The organism is Flavobacterium agrisoli (assembly GCF_016522065.1).
Classification (GTDB): domain Bacteria; phylum Bacteroidota; class Bacteroidia; order Flavobacteriales; family Flavobacteriaceae; genus Flavobacterium; species Flavobacterium agrisoli.
The window spans coordinates 1-19,416 of sequence record NZ_JAEHFV010000010.1; the positions used below are offsets into that span (position 1 = coordinate 1).

A 19,416-nucleotide genomic window follows, 5' to 3' on the forward strand; every position below is an offset into this window, starting at 1 on the left:
TAATTCAAATTAATACTTCTATTGAAAACTTTTTAAATACCTCCTCTTCCTACACCTCCCTAGCCCTCCTCGAGGAGGGAACTGATTGTCCTAGCTCCCCTCTCAAGAGGGGTTGGGGGTGTGTTTTTGTTAACTATTCTAAACATCTTTACACCTCCCTAACCCTCCTCAAGGAGGGAACTAAATAGTGTTTAATTCAAATTAATACTTCTATTGAAAACTTTTTAAATACCTCCTCTTCCTACACCTCCCTAGCCCTCCTCGAGGAGATAACTGATTGTCCTAGCTCACCTATCGAGAGGGGCTGGGGTGTGTTTTATTAACTGTTCAAAACATCTTTACACCTCCCTAACCCTCCTCAAGGAGGGAACTGATTCTGCTACTATTCAAAATCCTCCCAACTTAACTGCTCATCATTTCCTATATCTCTCAAAGCCGTTTTACCCAGTAAATCATTAAAATGTTCTGCTAAAATTTCCCCTGTTCCGGGGCGTTTTACCCAAATATTTTCTTTAGTTAAAATGTCTCCTTTTTTTATTGGTGCAATAGTACAAACCGTAGCAAAAGCAAAATCAATAGTCACTTGTTCTTCTGTGGCTGGTTTTTTAGTACCGCCACGCATTTGGGCTATTTCTGCACTGTTTACGATTAATTCACGACACGCTTTTTCATCCATACTGCATACAATATCGGGTCCTGTACGGTGCATGTGGTCTGTGAAATGGCGCTCCAAAATAGAAGCCCCCATAGCCACAGCTCCCAGACAGGCATTATTGTTCAAGGTATGATCACTCAACCCAAAAACTTTATCCGGAAAGGCAGAATGCATTTCTAGCATCGCACCAAAACGCACTAAATGAATGGGTGTTGGGTATAAATTGGTAGTATGTAATAAAGCTACAGGAACTTGGTGTTTATCAAAAATAACTACCGCTTTTTGAATACTTTCAATGGTATTCATTCCGGTGCTTAAAATAACCGGTTTTCCAAAAGATGCAATATGTTCTAATAATGGATAATTGTTACATTCGCCCGAACCAATTTTATAAGCTGGAATATCAAATTTCTTCAATCGTTCGGCAGCTGCACGCGAAAATGGTGTCGAAATAAAAATCATGCCTTTGCTTTCGACATACTTTTTCAGTTCCCATTCATCGGCTTCATTCAGAGCGCAACGCTCCATTATTTCATAAATCGAAACATCGGCATTGCCGGGAATCACTTTTTTTGCTGCACCAGACATTTCGTCTTCTACAATATGCGTTTGATGTTTGACAACCTCAACTCCTGCTCTATGAGCTGCATCTACCATTTCTTTGGCTACTTGTAATGAGCCTTCGTGATTGATTCCGATTTCGGCAATAACCAAGGGGGGGTAATCTTGGCCAATTTTTCGGCCGGCTATTTCTATGTAAGGGTTCATCTTTTTGGGTTGTGAGTTATGGGTTATCGGTTTATGGGGTTTGCAGCTTTTTATAAAGATATTCTGCATAATCAAAATCTTCTTGGGTGTCAATATCAACATTCGCAAAAACATGATTTACGTCGAAGGGATACGCATTTTCAGATATAATTTTACTGTCACTTCGAGCGCAGTCGAGAGGCAAAATCAAACTGGCTTTCGTAATATAAAGTAATCCATTTTCAAAATATAAGGGTTCTAAATCCTGACTACGTTGTCCTATTTCGTAATTAAATGGAATATATTTATCCGCAATAATTTTTCCAAACTTCTGATGATTTCGAGTTACCGTAAATAAACTATCGCAATTGTTTTTTATGAATTCTTGAAAAGCCTCTTTCATTAAATTTTCAGGACGCAAGGGGTTGGTAGGTTGTAATAAAACTACATTTTCTACCTCATCAGTAATTTGTTCTAAAGTATGTTTTACTGCCGATACGGTGGGTTCAAAATCTCCTGAAATGTCTTCAGGTCTATCCATTACCTTCGCCCCATATTGCAAAGCTATTTCTTTTATTTTTTGATCATCTGTAGAAACATACACTTCATCAATAATTTCTTTATTTGCTTGGGCATACAAAATACTATGCACAATCAACGGAATGCCACCAAGTAGTTTTATATTTTTCTCGGGAAGTCTTTTTGAGCCTCCTCGAGCGGGGATAATGGAGATGGTTTTCATTTAATGCTACTCTTTTTTTACTAGCCCTTTCAGAGTTTGGAACTCTGAAAGGGTTAAACAACTTATTCAATTAGGTACTGTTTAACTTTTATTCATGCTATTATATTAAAAAAAATAACAACACAAATAACAACCTCATTTACAAAAAAACTAACGCTTTACCTCTACAAAAACGTGCAAATTGAAAATAACACTTTCAATTTGCACAAAAATTTATAATTTCATCAACCCTTTCTAGCGTTTGGAACTTTGAAAGGGTTAACTTCTAAATACTTTTTTGCGGTTTCCAATAAATCTTAGCTGTTGGAATTTGTTGATATTTCTTAAATTCCTCCACACGCAAACTGTTTTTATTTTTTATGATTTTAGGAACATTCCTCACTACATCCGTAAATGCCAAAAATAAAGCTTTTAAAGCCTGAAAATCACCTTTAAAAACTTTTAGTTTGAGTTGCATCCATATAGAATAGCCCATTTTTCGCGGAATTAAATGTAGGGGATAAAACAAAAAATACAAATACCATCCTGACCTCAAAGAACGGCGCAATCGAATTTGATAATCAGCATTATTTTTTCTTGATTTTATATCTACCCTGTGATGTACAAATAGTTCCGGCAGATAATGAATCTCCCACCCTTTTTTAAACAATTGAAAAGAGGCAAATTCTTCTTCGCCATAAAACACAAACCATTCGGGATACTTAGGAATAGCTCGCCAGGCATCCATATTCCATACATGACCACACCCGACAAATCCTCTGGTTCTTTCTGTTTTTTCTTTCGAAAATGTATTATTTGGCTCTTCTAAACCCCAAAATATCCTGCAGGCAATAACACCGCATTTTGGATTGGCAGCAAAATGCTTTTCAATATTTTGGAGTACATTATCTGATATAAAATGAGGATCATCATCCAATGAAATAGCAAAGTTAGCTTTGGTTTGATTTAGCATCTGATTACGGCAATAAATTAATCCTTTAGAAAATGGGTTGCTTAATAAAATAATATCAGGATAATTCTTTTTTATAAATACACATGTGCCATCGGTTGAACCATCGTCAAAAACAATACATTCTACATCAGTCCTGTTTAGCAAATACTGAATTTTACCCAAAGTAAATCTGAGATTCGAAAGTCTGTTTTTGGTAGTAATTAGAACTGAAAAAACAGGCTTATTCTTTTCCATATATCAAAGAAAATATTTTTTTTAAATATCTTTTTTTTATATTATATAGTTTGTAACTCATCTTTGAATTAAACAAATCATATGATTTTGGAAGATTAGAGTTACTTTCGAAAACTGTATTGCTTTCAATATTTTTTTTCTGTAATTCAATCATCCAATCTTCCAATTTATTTCCGATATGAAATGCGTAATTATTAAAAGTTGCTAATCTCAGTTTACCAGATTTATCTATAGGAACATCTACATAATTATGCTCAGAGTTCCCTCCTACTAGTGTCAACGATGGGTTTGAAGGTGATGTTTTAAATAAAACATCCCTGTTAATTGTCAAAACTTGATGCGCACTACCAATAACAGCCTTCACACTATTTCTTTCTACTATAGGCCATTTTTTATTTTCATCTGTTTCTAAATCCCAATTTATACTTGATAAAAATCTATTGTAATCAACTAGATTTTCAGGTATTGAAACAAACTTAAACTTAACTTTTCTAAATAAAATTTGTTTTAATACTGAACTTGTTCCAGCATACAACCCAGTACGAATTGGAATTGGAGATACGGAGCCAACATTATTAAATGCGAAAAAAATTTCTTCAATCTTTTCTTGCCAACCTTTCACAAATAATATGTCTGCATCAGTGAGTGTAATATATTTTTCTCTTGCTCCTCTAGCTGCACCAATTTGAGCATCAATTTTACCAATGTTAATATTATGAGAAATCAGTGTATCTATCTTTTTGTCTTTATAATATAATGCTAAAAGCTCTCCAACTCTTTCATAAGAACCATTATTAACCACAGTAATTGCAGCATTAGAATTTGTCGTTGAAACTAATGAATCTAAGCACGTTTTAAAGACTTTAAAAGAATCCTTATAAAATCCTTCCTCATTGGGAATATATACAACTACAACAATTCTGTGACAAACATTTAACACAACTTTTTTCTCTTGCTTTTGAGGGTTCATCCCTATTCTCATACTCTTTTTGTTTGGGCAGAAATAATTCAATTTAAAAAAACTAACATTATGTTATATTTATGAACTCAAAATTTTATCTAATTGCTTTTTAAAATTGATATCCGAAAAATAATCGCCGAAAGGCTGAAATTTCTCGTTCGAAACCATTCTATTATCAACTAAGATCTTTAATTTATCTTTAATTTCTTTGACATCATGTATATTGGCTATACATCTTTCATCAGTAATAATTTTTCTCAATTCGCTTTTTTCAGGTGATATACATAAAATTGGTTTTCCATAAGCTGCCAAAAAAGGCGCTTTACCCACTAGAATATTACAATACAAAGGGCCATTTTCAAGAATAATAACAATATCACTTTCGTGGATTTGTTCATTGGAAGAATTAGAAAAATTAATGATATCCAAAATTTGAATATTAGAAATATTTTTGAATCGTTCTTTCAGCTTTTTTATACCATCTCCTTTTAAACGTAAAATAAACTCCGTTTGTTCCTCATAAATAGAGTTTTCTTTTATCAAACTCTCGTAAGCCAATAACAAATTTTCTGCATTCCTTCCAAACATCAATGCCCCATGATACGAAATACTCACTTTTTTAGTTTTATTGAGCATTTGGCTTTTATCAGACAGATCAAAAACGGAAGCTTCAAACTGATGTGCCAAAGTATAAAATTTCTTTTTCGAAGCGTATAAATGCTGTAAATCGTGTGACATATACTGAGCTGAACTCGAACAGGTTTTTGCCTGCGCAGCCACTTCTATCATTCGTTTTAATCTGAATAATTCCAAATTAGACAAACTGCTTTTAGAACCTACATACCAGGCCAAAGGATAAGGATCATGGAAAATGACATTGGCTTTTCTTAGAATTGGCAGATTATAAGCCGCCAAAATAGTTTCGTGATTTATTCCTGAGCTTCTTATAAAAACATGATCGTAAATGGTATAATCAATTTTAGCAATAACTTTTGCATATTGTTTATGGATATAGCGTTCTTTCAAAGACACATGAAAAAGCCTCCAATAAACTCTATTTATAAATTTAACGAAAAAAGGAGTTTTTAAATCCAAAACATATTCATTAATAGAATTTACAGGTAGTAAATCCAATCGATCCTCGCTTGCATATTGCTTGAGATAAACTACATCAATTATGGAATCGGGATAAGCAATCCTTAATTTAGCCAAAAAAGAGCGTGAAACAATTCCTTCACTAGTTCCGCTAACTCTTAAATCTTGAACTATAACTAAAAATTTCATTATCTATATTAAGTTGTTTTGCAATTTTTTATTTTTTCTATTCAATGGTTTATTTAAAATATTTTTTAATTTTCTTCTTTACACTATGTATCTTTAAACGAGAAGGTAATACATAATAAAATGTTATCCAATATATTTTTTCAAATGTATGTAATTCTAATACGTCTAATATATTTTTGAATAACTGATATTCTTCGAAATCCAATGAAGTGGCAATAAAATAGCGTTTTAAAGAATAAGTTAGTAAGTTTTTATCTTTTAAATTCTGAAGCACTAACAGTATTGCATCTACATTTGAAGCCCTTCTGACAGGATTGTTTTGATAAAATTCTCCTGTATTTGAATTAAGATGTTTTCGACCATAAAACAAGGTTTTGTTTATAGATATCCCACTAAAACCTTCAGAAACTATTCTGGAATACAACTCCCATTCTTCGGCATACATTAAATGCTCTACGAATCTATTCTCTTTAAAACAAACTGCCTTCCACATTACAGCACAGGAATTAAATTGCAGCTGATTGTTTAAAATTTTTTCAATATCTTTTTCATAAATTTTGAATGAGCTGTAAGTCCTAGAATAATCAAACTCGTATTTGAAATTATCACCAAAAAAAACTTCACGCACATAACGACAAAAAGAATGTTGACTTGTAGATAATTCATAAACACAACATTCCAAATTTTGAGGATGTGGAATATCGTCATCATCAAAAAAAATTATATACTCACCATGAGCTAAATCCAAACCATAATTGCGACAACCTGGTAATCCTTTTAGATAATTATTTGGACGTTTTAGATATTGAAATCTAATATCCTCTTCCAAAAAGGGTTGTACAACTTCTTTTGTATTGTCAGTTCCTCCATCATCTATAATAAAACATTCCCAATTCAAAAAAGTCTGGGCTTGAATCGATTGAAGCGTTTCTACAATAAAATGGGCTCTATTATAGGTAGCCATAATAATGGTTACTTTTGGATGATTCATTTTGAGATTGTGGTTTTAATTTTATCTAACAAACCCATAGAGCAAGGATAATCAAATTTACGTGCAAATAATGCATCAGATTGCACTAGTTTATCATAATCTGTTTCATCCAAAACAGCTGGATTATTGCCATTTCGAGCTACCCAGTCAATATGTCTTAAATTATTATTTATGACTTTACCTGAAAAATATGAATTCATAATGACAGTTTGAAAATAAAACTCCTCTGAACATAAGGCGTGCTTGAATCTATTAAGAACAAATTTATTTTTCATGGTAAAACCCAATACATAGCGAACACATTCCCTACTTAAACTCCAATACGTTGACCCTCCATACAGTTTAGGCATCTTTGAAGAAATTTTCCTTTTGAAGCCGAATCGTTTTTGAAGCCGAATCAATAATTTGATTTTTTGATTTTCATTATGCTTTTTGGTATTCCAAAAATCGTAAAAATTAAAATACTCGATACGATCCATTCCATTATTTCCTGGCCAACCCGAGTTTGGATTTGGAAAGTCAAAATGACTTAAAAATTCGGTATTTCCATTTTTATTAAAAAAATCCACAAAATACGAACTGCTTTTTACAGGAAAATCATGACCTGTAATCAAATGAAAATATTGAGTATCGTTTTTTTTTAATGCTTGTTCTGTTAAATATAAAATAGCTTTCAAATGATTGAACCCGCCCCAATTGACTTTGTATTTTTGCTCAACTAACTTTACAATATTGTAACCTCTCAAATTAACTAACTCGGCATCCGAAATTTTACTTTTCTTGTCAATATGAATATACAACTCAAAATTATCATCAAAACATTGAATAATTTCCTCCAGATGATAATAGTTTTTGTAAGCAGTAATAAAATAGCTTGTTTCATATAGAACTTAATTTTACTTTCTAAAAAATGCTTTTATAAATCTAAAAGGTTTTAAAACCAACTGTCCAATTCTATAATCTATCCTATTTTGTATTTTATAATTTTGTTTTTTTTCTAATGCAATAGTTTTCAAAAAATAATCAATTAAATCTGAATAATGTTCTTTATACAATGCTTCATGCTTTTGATAGATATATTTTTTAATTTCCATATCATAATTATTTTGCGCATCTGTTCGCATCGAAACCGCATGTTGTCGGTAAAAAAACAATGTCTCCTGTAGCACATACATCTCCCATCCCATTTTGCAAACCCTGATATAAAACTCCCAATCTTCATATCCTTTTTTCATATTTTCATCATATCCTCCTGCTTTTTCCCAACATACTTTTCTAAACAATGAGGTACCATTACATGCATTTTGAAATAAAAAATCTTCAAGAACTTTACCATTTGGTTTTATAATAGCAATCTCTTTTTCATTTTTAAATCTCGAAACCCAACTAGATACAACTCCTATCTCGGGTTTTTCTTTTAAAATTAAAAGTGCCTTTTGAATAAATGAAAAATGATATTTATCATCTGCATCTAAGGTCAAAATAAAATCAGAATTTGATTTTTCAATGCCAAAATTTCTAGCACTGGACAAACCTCCATTTTCTTGATACAAATACATAATTCTACTATCTTTTTTACACCACTTTTTAGAAATGATTTCAGTATCATCTTGACTTCCGTCGTTAACAATAATACATTCCCAATTCTGATAAGTCTGATTTAAAACAGACTCAATTGCCTCTTCAAGATATTCGGCTTGCTCAAAGCATGGGATTACAATGGATACTTTTTCCAAAATGATTCTAATTTAAAAACCAACATATTAAATCCTTTTTTTACATAACCAAGATTAAAAAAAATAAAACAATTAAAAAGAATAAAAATCCATTCTGAAAAATATAAATTTCTATTTCTTCCAATTTCTTTACCATATTTTTTTATTAATTCTAATCTTTGAGTATTATCATAACATATAAATTTATTTGAAATTAAAAACTTATAAAATTGAATCTCTGATAAATTTTTCTCATAAAGATTATCTCTACTTCCTGTAACACTTAAAAATGATACTCTAACAAAAACAATACTATTATTAATTGTATATATGGGTTTCCCATCAGAGAAATCAAGCCAAGCATGATCATCACTGTTCCAAGCTAGTGGATAGTTATAAAAACCATACTTTAAATATGATTTTCTAGAAAAAATATACTCAGATAGTGAGCTACGTGATTCTTTTTTAAATTTTCTATAATAAGAATCTGTAGAGGATTCCCAAACAGGATGATAAAAAACAAAAGATATTTTATTTTGATTTTCATCAATCAATTTACTAGCATACCTGACTAGATTGGATTTTATATTAAAATTATTAAAACAAAAATAAAAACTACTTACCACAGTGGGACACAAATAATCATCATCACCCAATATCATAATCCATTCTTCATCTGCCGATAAAGCAATACAACGCTCCCATTGTTGCGTTAACGAAGTCCTTCCTAAATTATTTTCAAACCGATGATAGAGGAAATCAAATTGTCCTTGGTATTTTACTAATAAATCTTTAGGATTTTCAGGGCTGTCATCATCTCCTATATACACTTTAAATCGTTTATCGGTTTGAGCCGCTAAAGATTGTAAGGTTTTTTCAAAAAAAGTGAGTTTGTAATATGGTATGACAATAGCTAACATAATTCATCTTTTATAATTTTTTTCCAAAACCTTAAATTATATTTTGCAATTGGTGCAATTAAAAACAATTTAAACCATATTATAATTGCAATTTTTTTCAATCCTAAATTTAAAGATTTATTAATAAATCGTTGTGCATTAATAATTTCATTTTCTAAACTTACTTTTCTATCAACAATATTCAACGGTAATTGGTTCTTATATATTTTATGTAACTTAAAAGAGGACTTTACCCATTCTTCATTTATTTCTCCAGATGAAAAATGTTCTAATAGGATCTGATTGGTTACAATAATATCATAACCAATCTTTTTACATTCGAAACACAAATTCAAATCATAGGTATGAAATCCTTTTAATTTTGTACTAAATCGTATACGATTATCTTTTCGAAGTACCATAAAAACACCATCAACAACAACGACTTTAACATTTTCTTCGAAATTAAAACCTTCGTTATGTAATTTTTTTACTTTATTTTTATGATGTTGGATTATATGAGTTGAATTACAATCTTGAGGGGTATCCCACCAAGCAGAAGGCATTTTTGTTTTAATTTTTGAACCTGCTACACCTATCAAGCCAATATTAGGGTTTTCATCAAAAATTTTATGTAAAACTCCCCCCCAACTCTGGGTCTGAAAAAGAATATCATCATGGATAAAACATAAATACTCACCAATACTTTTATCTATCCCTAAATTATAAGCCTCAAAAATAGAATATCTGTTTTCTGAATTATCTATAATAATCAATTCATAAATAGAACCAATCGTATTTTTAATATTAATCAACAAATTTCCGTCCACCTTTTGAGTTCGAGAACAAATAATAATTGAAATCACGAAAAAAAATTTTTAAATTTTAATATTAATTTTTTCTGAAGATTATAACGTTTTACAAATTCATCATAAACAGTAAATAATAGAAATATCCCTTTCCATTTCTCTCCAACTTGTATTAAATACATTCCTTTTTCATATTTTAAAGACTTAACAATTGATTTGTTTTTAGAAATCATTGTTTTATAATTTAATGGATTACTTTTTTTTAAGATAGAAATCATTGTTTTTCGCATCTGCAAATTAATATCTATGAGAGTAACTCTATTTTCTAATTTAACAGTTTTTGCAATTACACTATTAGAATGAAATCTAAAATTATTATGTATTTCTGAAACAAATGCAACTTTATGATTGATAATATGCTGAAGATAAATTATCCAATCTCCACAAGATTTTAAATGATTATTAGAAAATATCTCATTCGAAATTTTTAAGTTTTCTTTTCGAAATATTACTGCGCTCGCATTTGGAATTACATTTATATTGATTAAAAAATATTCAATAAAATAATTTCCATCTAATACAAAATCTGTCTCAAATTGCTTTCTATCTAACGAGTACGAATGCTCTTTCCAATTTCCGACAATAATGTCATTTTCATCTACTCTATTAGATTGGCAATACGATAAGGCTACTTCATCATTTTGCAACAAAGGGGCTATCACTTTTTCTATAAAATCAAAACCGCAATAATCATCTGATTCTGCTATCCAAACATATTCTCCTTTTGCCAAATCAATTCCCTTCTTCCATTGACAAAACGTATTTCCTGAATTTTTTTCATTAAAAACACAATGACTAACTCTTGGATTTTTAACATAGTCTAAAAGTATTTTTGAGCTATTATCTAAACTACAATCATCTAACAATATAACTTCAAAATTAGAATACGTTTGATTAAAAATACTGTCTAACCTCTTAGTTAGGTATTTCTCATGATTATAATTCGGAACAATTATAGAGACTAATGGCAGTGATAGATTATTCTGAGTCAATGTATTTTATTTAAACATTTTTTTTATTAAAAAAAATGGCTTAATAATAGCGTTTCCTAGTTTATATGAACTTGTATTTTTTATATTCTCTGTTATTCTATTTAGATCATATTCTCTTATAATCTTACTTATTTCTGAACCATTAAAAATTGAAGTTGGAAGATCATTAACCTGCTTATTGGATGCTACAGCTAAAATATAAAGATGATGATTGTCTATTGGGTCAACCTCTGCTTGATTCCCTGAATAAATCTTTAATTTACTAAAATCCAATAAATTTGAAATAATAGAATTTAAATTATATGATTTTTGGACGTAAAACTTAGCTGATTCAAAATTTTTATTTATCAAATTCTCAAATTCATCAAAATAAAGTTCTTTAACATGAAATTTATTTTTAAATCCTGGAATATCAGAATAATATTTTTTATCAGGAGATGACATTATTAAAATCCCATCTGCTTTTAAAACTCTCTTTATTTCCAACAACATTTCCTCATGTTTATCATGATGTTCAATAGTTTCAAAACTAACAACAACATCTATAGAATTTGCTTCGAGGAGAATATTATCTGCTGATCCTACGAAAAAATTCAAATTATCATTAGTATATTTTTCTTTAGCATTAAAAACAGTTTCTTTATCAATATCAACACCAATAACTTTTGAAGCTTTTTTAGATAAAATAAAAGAACCATAACCTTCACCAGAAGCAATATCTAGTACAATTTTATTTTCAACAAAATCTTTCGCAATTGCATAACGATGCAAATGTTCTATGGTAACATCCGAAAAATCATTAAATTCTAATCTTTCGCCTGTAGATTTCCTTGTCATTCTTTTTAATTTTTCCATTCTAATTCTGGTCTTATTAATCCTGGATAATGTCCTGAATAACTTCCTCTAACTGTTTTATCCCCAAATTCATCAATAATATTAAATCCTACAACGTCCATTTCGTGAAACTCGACATGAAACGGTCCGTATCTCATGATAGCAAAACTACATTTATAACTTCCTTCTGCTAATAAATTTCCTAGAATAGTAATCGTTTTTTTATGAATACCTAACGGTAAAGATTCTTTTAGAGTCAAGGAATTTTTATCATGTGAACTTAGAATATGAATGTTTTCCGCGTTAAACAAATTAAACCCATGTGTAAAAAACTCTCCTTCTTTAAGTATATTATATTGAAATTCTATTTTCACTTCATCAAAAATACTATGGTTAATTGCTATTGCGCCTTCTTTATTTAATACTCGAACTTCAAGTAACTCAATAAAATCAGCTTTTGGTCTACTTTGATCTTCATTTTTCCAATTACGATGTGCAGTTGAATTCTGGTCTTCAAGATAGTTTTGTATCGCATTCTCTATATCCCCCTCAAAAACCACTTTTCCATGTTCTAACACAATCCCCCTTGTACACAAACTCTTTACCGCCGCCATATTATGGCTCACAAACAAAACCGTTCTTCCTTCGCCTTTAGAGATATCCTGCATTTTACCAATCGCTTTTTTCTGGAATTCGGCGTCACCTACTGCTAAAACCTCATCGACTACTAAAATTTCGGGTTCTAAGAAAGCCGCTACCGCAAAAGCCAAACGAACGGTCATTCCGCTACTGTAGCGTTTGGTAGGCGTATCGATATAACGCTCACAACCGGAGAATGCAATGATTTCATCGAGTTTGGATGCAATTTCTTTTTTGGTCATGCCCAATATAGCACCATTCAAGAAAATATTCTCCCGACCGGTCAGCTCTGGATTAAATCCGGTGCCGACTTCCAATAATGATGCGATTCTGCCTCTCGATTTTATGGAACCTATGGTAGGTGCCGTAACTTTAGAAAGGATTTTTAATAACGTCGATTTTCCCGCACCATTTTTTCCGATAATACCTAACACCTCACCCCGTTGCACTTCAAAATGAATGTCCTGCAACGCCCATACATAATCAGAAGTTCCTTTGGTGGAGCGATCGTTAGTGTCCCCGATTTTCAAATACGGATCTTCTTTGCCCCTAACCTTATGCCACCAACGGTTTAAATCATGCGACAGCGTACCGGTTCCTACCGTTCCGAGTCGGTATTGTTTGGAAATGTTTTCGGCTTTTAGAATCACTTCGTTGTGAGTTGTGGGGTGTGGGTTGTGGGGTTTCATACTTGGTGTTGAGTTGTTTTCAGTTGTGAGTTGTGAATTGTGCCCTTCGACAGGGTGACAACAAGTTGTGGGTTGTGGGGTTTCATACTTTGTGTAGAGTTGTTGTGGTCTAGTGAACCCATAACTCATAACCCACAACCGCTTCTATTTCCAATTCTGTTCCACATATTTAATAAAATTATAAATCTTTCCTCCTAAATTTTCATATTGCAGATTAAAAGGCTGAAAATTATCTTTCAAATCGGGATATAAAAGGATTATTTTATTGATATGATTAATAGTTTCTAAACAACTGGAATGAGAAAACACCAAAAACCGAACAAAGTCTGCTTTGTACCTTCTTCTACCATACCCCTCCACAATATTGGACACCACACTGTCTGAAGACCTTCGCAATTGACTTCCTAACTCATACAACTCATATTTTGGAAGTTTTAATGTAATCGGGTGCAATTTTATAAATAAATCCATACTAATAGTGTAGATATCTAAATCTTTATAACTTTTAAAATCACTCATACCAATTCCATTTTATTTTAAAATAGTAAACAAACATACACAACCCACAACCCACAACCCATAACTCACTACTCACTACTCGCCCCCCCTAAACCGTATCAATAAAACTCCTTTCAGTTCTATTAAAAAGCACCAAACCAAAAAGAAACAAAATTAAGGTTACTGCTACTGTATAAAGCAATCCCAACGGACTCACAGTTCCTTCTTGCAAGAGCAGAAAACGAGCGGTTTCGATGATATAAGCTAACGGATTGTATTGCACCCAATAGGCCAATTGGGGCATTTTTTCTTCTATTAAGGCGATAGGATACATCACTGCTGATAGGTACATGAGCAACTGCACACCAAAACCCACCAAAAAAGTCAAATCGCGGTATTTGGTTACCATGGAGGAAATGATCATTCCGAGTGCTAGGCCTAAAACGCCCATAATGAGAACTAAAAACGGAAAAAACAAGGTGTAGATAGAAAAGGTATTCGACATGCCTTGCCAATAAAAATAAAGGTAAAAACCTAAGAAAAGCAAACATTGAATACCCAATTTAATCAAATTGGTGATAACGGTGGCCAAAGGCATAATCAACCTTGGAAAATAGACTTTACCAAAAAGGGAGGCATTGGCTTTGAAAGTATCCGAAGTATCGGTAAGGCAAGCGGTAAAATAATTCCAGGTAATAACGCCCGCCATATTGAACAAAAAAGGCGGCACGCTTCCGGTCGAAATACCGGCGACTTTATTAAAAATAAGGGTAAATGTTAAGGTGGTAAACAAAGGCTGAATCAAATACCACAGTGGCCCTAAAATGGTTTGTTTATAAAGGGTCACCACATTTCGTTTCACAAACAAAAAAAGTAAGTCGCGATAGCGCCAAACCTCATCAAGTTGTAAAGTAAAAACAGAAGACTTCGGTTTTATTTCAAACAACCATTCTTCTTGGGGTATTTCATTCATATAAATTCAGTTTAACTGTACTGGCGAGTTTAAATGGCCAACAAATATACGCTTTAACAAGCAATCTCTATTTTGAAAATTATGTTAAAAGAAATGTACTACGCTTATTTTTTCTTTACTTTGCCAACATACTAATAAATAAATAATGCTTTTCTTTTCCAAAAAAAAACCGATACTGAAAGATACAATTCCACAAGGATACGTCGATATCCACTCGCATTTATTAGCCGGAATTGATGATGGGGCAAAAAATTTCTCAGATACGCTAACACTAACTCAGCATTTTTTAAACTGGGGTGTCACTGAAATTATTACCACACCCCATGTAATCCAGCACATTTGGGAAAACACAAAAGAAGGAATTATCCAAAAACAAAATGAAACAATTATAGCATTAGAAAAAAACGACCTTCAACTCCCTTTTAAGGCCGCAGCAGAATACTTAATGGACGATTCTTTCGTAAAACTTTTTCAAACAAATAAGCTACTTACCTTAAAAGACAATTATGTATTAGTTGAAATGTCTTACCTCAATCCACCAATACAATTGTACAACATTCTTTTTGATTTAAAAGTGGCAGGCTACATTCCCGTATTAGCACATCCAGAACGCTATTTATTTTATCACAATAATTTTGAAGAATATCTTAAACTCAAAAAAGCGGGCTGTCTCTTCCAGTTAAATCTTTTATCAGTAGTCGGGTACTATGGAACCGAAATAGCAAAAATTGCCGATAAATTATTAGAAAAAGGGTGGTATGATTTCGTAGGGTCTGATGTGCATCACCTCAATCACATAGCCGCTTTTGACCTGAAAATTAAGATTAAAAACACCATTTCCTTAAAAGAAACTATTGCAAACAATCAGTTTTTTAGAATGGTCTGAACTAAATTACGATACAATGTGATAAACAGATTTAATAAAAAAAACGATACTACCCTTTTTGTAATTCTTAGCTTAATCTCAAAACCCACAAGAGTGACTCGATCATAATGTAAATAAACCACAATAAGTGTACTTTTAATAAATAGACAATAAAGTTGTAAGGTGACGTTAGTAATACAAAAGACCCCATGACTTTCAACTTTACCACCTTTTACTTAGCACTTTACGACATCAAGACTTTATGACTTTAGCCATTACGACTTTGAGACTTTAAGACTTCTTTTACCGATCCAAAATAGCAAAAGTAGAATTCAAGCTTTTAAATTCAGGAACAATATGTTTCATTTTTGCTACAATTTCGGTATTATCAAAGCTATTGGCTATCAGTATAAGCTCTTTAATATCGGCATGTAAATCAGCAAACTCATCTTGAATTTCTTGTGCAATCATGATTTTATTGTGATAGGTGGGTAACGTTTTAGAAGTATCGTTAAGTAATTCTTCGTACAATTTCTCTCCCGGTCGCAAACCTACTATTTCAATTTTAATTTCTTTATCGGGAATAAAACCAGCGAGCTTGATCATCTTTTTAGCCAAATCGAGAATTTTAACCGGTTTCCCCATGTCAAATATATAAATTTCGCCTCCATTGCCCATTGCACCTGCTTCCAGTACCAATTGACAAGCCTCCGGAATCGTCATGAAATACCGAATAATATCGGGATGGGTAATGGTTAACGGTCCGCCAGCGGCTATTTGCTTGGTAAACAAAGGAACTACTGAACCATTAGACCCCAATACATTGCCAAAACGGGTAGTAATAAATTTAGTAGAAAAACCTTCGGTATCGCTATTTTTTAAAGACAAGGATTGTACATACTTCTCCGCGATTCGTTTGCTCGCTCCCATCACATTACTTGGATTCACCGCTTTATCTGTTGAAACCATCACAAACTTTTTAACCTGATGTTTACAAGCCAAATCTGCTAAATTTTTTGTCCCTTCAACATTGGTGATAACTGCTTGAGAAGGATTTTCCTCCATTAACGGTACATGTTTATAGGCGGCTGCATGAAACACCACATGCGGACGGGAGTTTTCGAAAACCCGTTCAACCGCTTTTTTATTTCGAATATCAACAATCGCGGGAGTTATTTTAATGTCGGATTGGTGCTTCTGAATTTCAATACACAACGAATGTAGCGGTGTTTCGGCTTGATCCAAAATCACAATTTCTCTTGGTCCAAACGAAATAACTTGCCTTACGATTTCGCTACCAATAGACCCTGCTGCTCCAGTTATTAAGATGCGTTTGTCTTTTAATTGTTTGGAGATTCCTTTTCCATCCAATACAATCGGTTTACGTTCGAGTAAATCTTCGATTTGGATGTTTTTGACCTTACGGGAAATCTCTTTTTGGTTTTCCCAATCGGTAATCAAGGGAACGGTATACACGCGGTAGTTAAATTCCAAACATTGGTCTACGATAACCAGTTGTTCTTCTTTGGATAAACTTTTATCAGCTATAATAACGCCCTCTGCCGCTACCGAACGCATCAAAGCAGGCAATCGCTTTTTTTGAATCAAAATAGGCAAATCCAACATTCGTTTAGAGGCATTCTGACTGTTTTTATCTACGAAACCTACTATTTTAAATCGTGAAGGTGTTTCAAACTTCAAAGCATTCGCTACTGAAATCGCATTAGCATCCGTACCATATACCACGGCTCTAATCAATTTAGTAGAAGTAGTATCCGAAAAGTACATTTCAAAGGTTTGTTTCACCACCACTCGGTACAAAAACAAGCCCAAAAAGGACAAAACAATATTGATAAACAAAGCCGTATTTAGAAATGCTTTTTCACCAGTGTACACATCAAAAAGAAAGTTGAAACACAAAAAGAACACCAACACAGACAACTGCGAAAAAAACAATTTAATGGCATCAATATAAGAGGAGTGCCTGATAATACCAGAATAGGTGCGGTACAACCAAAAGAAAAAAACATTGACCAAAACTAAAGAAGTGACCAACAAAAAATGTTGCGGATATAAAATATACTTTAAACCCGTTCCTTTAAAAAGTAAGAAAGTAAAGGTAAAAGCAAATAACACCACCAATACATCCATAACCACAATAATCCAACGCGGCAAATACCCTAGATTATGAATATCTACTTTTAAATTCTTTCTCGAAAACTTACTATACATATATTATGTTAACTCTATTTAATTATACCTATTATTTATAGAACACCAAAAATACTAAATAAATTGTATGAAATATTTATTTTTATTTCCACTATTATAATTAATTCCGATACTGTTTTAATTCAATACAACTCCTGTTTATTCAAAATGGAACTGGCAGAATACCGCTACTGTAAACTTATCTATTTTTGGAAAGGCAACTTACAACATTCAACAATAAAGATAAAAAAATATTTATGAAAAATCCCACAAAAAAATAACCACCTAATATACTAAATATCCGTGATTTAAATCCAGTCCAATCACCTTAATTCCCTTTATTAGACATGCAAACTGCTCACTTTTCACTACTTCACCAATCGCAACAAATACTCCCCATACCCTGATTTTTTCAAAGGAGTGGCTATTTTTATCAATTGTTCTTTGTTGATGTATCCCATCCGGTAGGCTACTTCTTCAATAGAACCAATTTTCATGCCTTGGCGTTCTTCAATAACCTGCACAAATTGTCCGGCTTGCATTAACGAAGCAAATGTTCCGGTGTCTAACCAAGCGGTACCGCGGTCAAAAACACCCACGCGCAATTTCCCTTGCTTCAAATACTCCTTGTTGACATCCGTGATTTCTAATTCTCCTCGAGGGGATGGCTCAATATTTTTAGCAATCTCTACTACCGAATTGTCATAAAAATACAAACCCGGTACGGCATAATTCGATTTCGGTTCTAAAGGTTTTTCTTCAATAGACAGTACCTTGTTGTCTTCATCAAATTCCACCACCCCATAACGTTCTGGATCATGTACCGGATACGCAAATACCACCCCACCTTCTTCTTTGGTGCAGTCTTGCAGTAATTTCGACATACCCGAACCGTAGAAAATATTATCTCCTAAAATCAACGCTACTTTTTCGTCACCAATAAATTCTTCCCCCAAAATAAAAGCCTGTGCCAATCCATCAGGCGATGGCTGCTCTTTATACGAGAATTTACACCCAATTTGCGAACCATCTCCCAACAATTTTTGAAAGTTTGGCAAATCTTGTGGTGTAGAAATGATTAATATTTCATGGATTCCAGCCAACATCAAAGTAGACAACGGATAATAAATCATCGGCTTGTCGTAAACAGGCATCAATTGTTTACTTACCGCTAAGGTTAACGGATGCAAACGGGTACCGGATCCACCGGCTAATATAATTCCTTTCATTTTTTATTTATTTTTACGAATTAATCCGAATTGTTACGAATTGTTCGAATTTAATATTCTTTTATAATGTAATGAAGTAGAACCGAAATTAACTAAGATTCCTAACTCCATTTTGATACATTTTTAATAGTTTTTTAATTGGGCATACAACGGTTCTGGAATATAGTTAATGGCTTTCAGCTCTAAAATGATGGCGTCATAACAAATAAAATCCGCTCTATAGTGTTTTTTCAACTTCTGTTCACCGTAAAATAATTCCAAATTAACTTGTCTTTTATAGGGTATATTTTGTACCGCAAATTCTTTTTCTACTGCTTCTTCATAGACCGCCTCTAAAAAACCAGCTCCCAAGGTACGATGTACTTTCATACAAGCCCCAATAATTTTATAACTTTCTTCTTTATAAAAAATCTCAGCACCAGTATCCATCCGTCTAA

20 protein-coding genes are annotated in these 19,416 nt (G+C 32.5%); 2 read left to right on the forward strand and 18 right to left on the reverse strand.

The window, feature by feature from the left end:
- Nucleotides 1–188, forward strand: a 188-nt coding sequence (locus I5M07_RS16035; RefSeq protein ID WP_233622085.1) for a hypothetical protein, incomplete at its 5' end; no start/stop codon positions are given.
- Between the two features lie 194 nt (nucleotides 189–382).
- On the opposite strand, the gene neuB is transcribed toward I5M07_RS16035, so the two are convergent.
- From neuB to I5M07_RS15595, 15 genes are all read right to left on the reverse strand, one after another.
- Nucleotides 383–1,423, reverse strand: a complete 1,041-nt coding sequence (gene neuB, locus I5M07_RS15525; protein ID WP_200107366.1) for an N-acetylneuraminate synthase — start codon at nucleotides 1,421–1,423, stop codon at nucleotides 383–385.
- A gap of 31 nt (nucleotides 1,424–1,454) precedes the next feature.
- On the reverse strand, nucleotides 1,455–2,144 hold the full coding sequence (locus I5M07_RS15530) for an acylneuraminate cytidylyltransferase family protein (protein WP_200107367.1): 690 nt from the start codon (nucleotides 2,142–2,144) through the stop codon (nucleotides 1,455–1,457).
- 265 nt (nucleotides 2,145–2,409) lie between these two features.
- Nucleotides 2,410–3,330 (reverse strand): glycosyltransferase, encoded by a 921-nt coding sequence (locus tag I5M07_RS15535; protein ID WP_200107368.1) that lies wholly within the window; start codon nucleotides 3,328–3,330, stop codon nucleotides 2,410–2,412.
- The gene (locus tag I5M07_RS15540; RefSeq protein ID WP_200107369.1) at nucleotides 3,317–4,312 is read right to left on the reverse strand and encodes a glycosyltransferase family A protein; all 996 of its coding nucleotides are present in this window, start codon (nucleotides 4,310–4,312) and stop codon (nucleotides 3,317–3,319) included. The genes I5M07_RS15535 and I5M07_RS15540 overlap by 14 nt, the downstream gene beginning before the upstream one ends.
- Nucleotides 4,313–4,369: 57 nt before the next feature.
- Nucleotides 4,370–5,575 carry a glycosyltransferase family protein gene (locus I5M07_RS15545; protein WP_200107370.1) on the reverse strand — a complete coding sequence of 402 codons (1,206 nt, stop codon included), beginning with the start codon at nucleotides 5,573–5,575 and terminating at the stop codon, nucleotides 4,370–4,372.
- 49 nt (nucleotides 5,576–5,624) lie between these two features.
- A complete protein-coding gene (locus tag I5M07_RS15550; RefSeq protein WP_200107371.1) occupies nucleotides 5,625–6,566 on the reverse strand; it encodes a glycosyltransferase family 2 protein in 942 nt (313 codons plus the stop codon).
- Nucleotides 6,563–7,432, reverse strand: coding sequence for a beta-1,6-N-acetylglucosaminyltransferase (locus I5M07_RS15555; RefSeq protein WP_200107426.1), 870 nt, complete (start codon nucleotides 7,430–7,432; stop codon nucleotides 6,563–6,565). The genes I5M07_RS15550 and I5M07_RS15555 overlap by 4 nt, the downstream gene beginning before the upstream one ends.
- Before the next feature lie 30 nt (nucleotides 7,433–7,462).
- Nucleotides 7,463–8,302 carry a glycosyltransferase family 2 protein gene (locus I5M07_RS15560; protein WP_200107372.1) on the reverse strand — a complete coding sequence of 280 codons (840 nt, stop codon included), beginning with the start codon at nucleotides 8,300–8,302 and terminating at the stop codon, nucleotides 7,463–7,465.
- The gene (locus I5M07_RS15565) at nucleotides 8,281–9,201 is read right to left on the reverse strand and encodes a glycosyltransferase family 2 protein (protein ID WP_200107373.1); all 921 of its coding nucleotides are present in this window, start codon (nucleotides 9,199–9,201) and stop codon (nucleotides 8,281–8,283) included. Before I5M07_RS15565 ends, I5M07_RS15560 begins: the two co-directional genes overlap by 22 nt.
- Nucleotides 9,195–10,046: a glycosyltransferase gene (locus I5M07_RS15570; protein ID WP_200107374.1), complete on the reverse strand. Its 852-nt coding sequence runs from the start codon at nucleotides 10,044–10,046 to the stop codon at nucleotides 9,195–9,197. Before I5M07_RS15570 ends, I5M07_RS15565 begins: the two co-directional genes overlap by 7 nt.
- Nucleotides 10,043–11,041 (reverse strand): glycosyltransferase family 2 protein, encoded by a 999-nt coding sequence (locus I5M07_RS15575; RefSeq protein WP_200107375.1) that lies wholly within the window; start codon nucleotides 11,039–11,041, stop codon nucleotides 10,043–10,045. Before I5M07_RS15575 ends, I5M07_RS15570 begins: the two co-directional genes overlap by 4 nt.
- 6 nt (nucleotides 11,042–11,047) lie before the next feature.
- Complete coding sequence (locus tag I5M07_RS15580) at nucleotides 11,048–11,896, reverse strand: class I SAM-dependent methyltransferase (RefSeq protein WP_200107376.1); 849 nt, start codon at nucleotides 11,894–11,896, stop codon at nucleotides 11,048–11,050.
- On the reverse strand, nucleotides 11,884–13,203 hold the full coding sequence (locus I5M07_RS15585) for an ABC transporter ATP-binding protein (RefSeq protein ID WP_200107427.1): 1,320 nt from the start codon (nucleotides 13,201–13,203) through the stop codon (nucleotides 11,884–11,886). Before I5M07_RS15585 ends, I5M07_RS15580 begins: the two co-directional genes overlap by 13 nt.
- 144 nt (nucleotides 13,204–13,347) lie before the next feature.
- The gene (locus I5M07_RS15590) at nucleotides 13,348–13,722 is read right to left on the reverse strand and encodes a four helix bundle protein (RefSeq protein WP_200107377.1); all 375 of its coding nucleotides are present in this window, start codon (nucleotides 13,720–13,722) and stop codon (nucleotides 13,348–13,350) included.
- 88 nt (nucleotides 13,723–13,810) lie between these two features.
- Nucleotides 13,811–14,674, reverse strand: coding sequence for an ABC transporter permease (locus tag I5M07_RS15595; RefSeq protein ID WP_200107378.1), 864 nt, complete (start codon nucleotides 14,672–14,674; stop codon nucleotides 13,811–13,813).
- 145 nt (nucleotides 14,675–14,819) lie between these two features.
- Between I5M07_RS15595 and I5M07_RS15600 the strand changes: the two genes are divergently transcribed.
- Nucleotides 14,820–15,560: a tyrosine-protein phosphatase gene (locus I5M07_RS15600; RefSeq protein ID WP_200107379.1), complete on the forward strand. Its 741-nt coding sequence runs from the start codon at nucleotides 14,820–14,822 to the stop codon at nucleotides 15,558–15,560.
- Between the two features lie 282 nt (nucleotides 15,561–15,842).
- Here the strand turns inward: I5M07_RS15600 and I5M07_RS15605 are convergent, their stop codons facing one another.
- The 3 genes from I5M07_RS15605 to I5M07_RS15615 all read right to left on the reverse strand — a co-directional run bounded on the left by I5M07_RS15605 (nucleotide 15,843) and on the right by I5M07_RS15615 (nucleotide 19,408).
- Nucleotides 15,843–17,771 carry a polysaccharide biosynthesis protein gene (locus I5M07_RS15605; RefSeq protein ID WP_200107380.1) on the reverse strand — a complete coding sequence of 643 codons (1,929 nt, stop codon included), beginning with the start codon at nucleotides 17,769–17,771 and terminating at the stop codon, nucleotides 15,843–15,845.
- Nucleotides 17,772–18,118: 347 nt separating this feature from the next.
- Nucleotides 18,119–18,979: a glucose-1-phosphate thymidylyltransferase RfbA gene (rfbA, locus tag I5M07_RS15610; RefSeq protein ID WP_200107381.1), complete on the reverse strand. Its 861-nt coding sequence runs from the start codon at nucleotides 18,977–18,979 to the stop codon at nucleotides 18,119–18,121.
- A gap of 123 nt (nucleotides 18,980–19,102) precedes the next feature.
- Entirely contained in the window at nucleotides 19,103–19,408 is a 306-nt protein-coding gene (locus tag I5M07_RS15615; RefSeq protein ID WP_200107382.1) for a GxxExxY protein, read from the reverse strand.
- Between the last annotated feature and the right edge of the window lie 8 nt (nucleotides 19,409–19,416).

Coding starts and splice junctions, on each gene's coding strand:
- neuB (WP_200107366.1), bottom strand. CDS start 1,423: ATGAACCCTTACATAGAAATAGCCGGCCGAAAAATTGGCCAAGATTAC.
- I5M07_RS15585 (WP_200107427.1), bottom strand. CDS start 13,203: ATGAAACCCCACAACCCACACCCCACAACTCACAACGAAGTGATTCTA.
- I5M07_RS15545 (WP_200107370.1), bottom strand. CDS start 5,575: ATGAAATTTTTAGTTATAGTTCAAGATTTAAGAGTTAGCGGAACTAGT.
- I5M07_RS15595 (WP_200107378.1), bottom strand. CDS start 14,674: ATGAATGAAATACCCCAAGAAGAATGGTTGTTTGAAATAAAACCGAAG.
- I5M07_RS15580 (WP_200107376.1), bottom strand. CDS start 11,896: ATGGAAAAATTAAAAAGAATGACAAGGAAATCTACAGGCGAAAGATTA.
- I5M07_RS15590 (WP_200107377.1), bottom strand. CDS start 13,722: ATGAGTGATTTTAAAAGTTATAAAGATTTAGATATCTACACTATTAGT.
- I5M07_RS15540 (WP_200107369.1), bottom strand. CDS start 4,312: ATGAGAATAGGGATGAACCCTCAAAAGCAAGAGAAAAAAGTTGTGTTA.
- I5M07_RS15605 (WP_200107380.1), bottom strand. CDS start 17,771: ATGTATAGTAAGTTTTCGAGAAAGAATTTAAAAGTAGATATTCATAAT.
- rfbA (WP_200107381.1), bottom strand. CDS start 18,979: ATGAAAGGAATTATATTAGCCGGTGGATCCGGTACCCGTTTGCATCCG.
- I5M07_RS15565 (WP_200107373.1), bottom strand. CDS start 9,201: ATGTTAGCTATTGTCATACCATATTACAAACTCACTTTTTTTGAAAAA.
- I5M07_RS15535 (WP_200107368.1), bottom strand. CDS start 3,330: ATGGAAAAGAATAAGCCTGTTTTTTCAGTTCTAATTACTACCAAAAAC.
- I5M07_RS15615 (WP_200107382.1), bottom strand. CDS start 19,408: ATGGATACTGGTGCTGAGATTTTTTATAAAGAAGAAAGTTATAAAATT.
- I5M07_RS15550 (WP_200107371.1), bottom strand. CDS start 6,566: ATGAATCATCCAAAAGTAACCATTATTATGGCTACCTATAATAGAGCC.
- I5M07_RS15600 (WP_200107379.1), top strand. CDS start 14,820: ATGCTTTTCTTTTCCAAAAAAAAACCGATACTGAAAGATACAATTCCA.
- I5M07_RS15530 (WP_200107367.1), bottom strand. CDS start 2,144: ATGAAAACCATCTCCATTATCCCCGCTCGAGGAGGCTCAAAAAGACTT.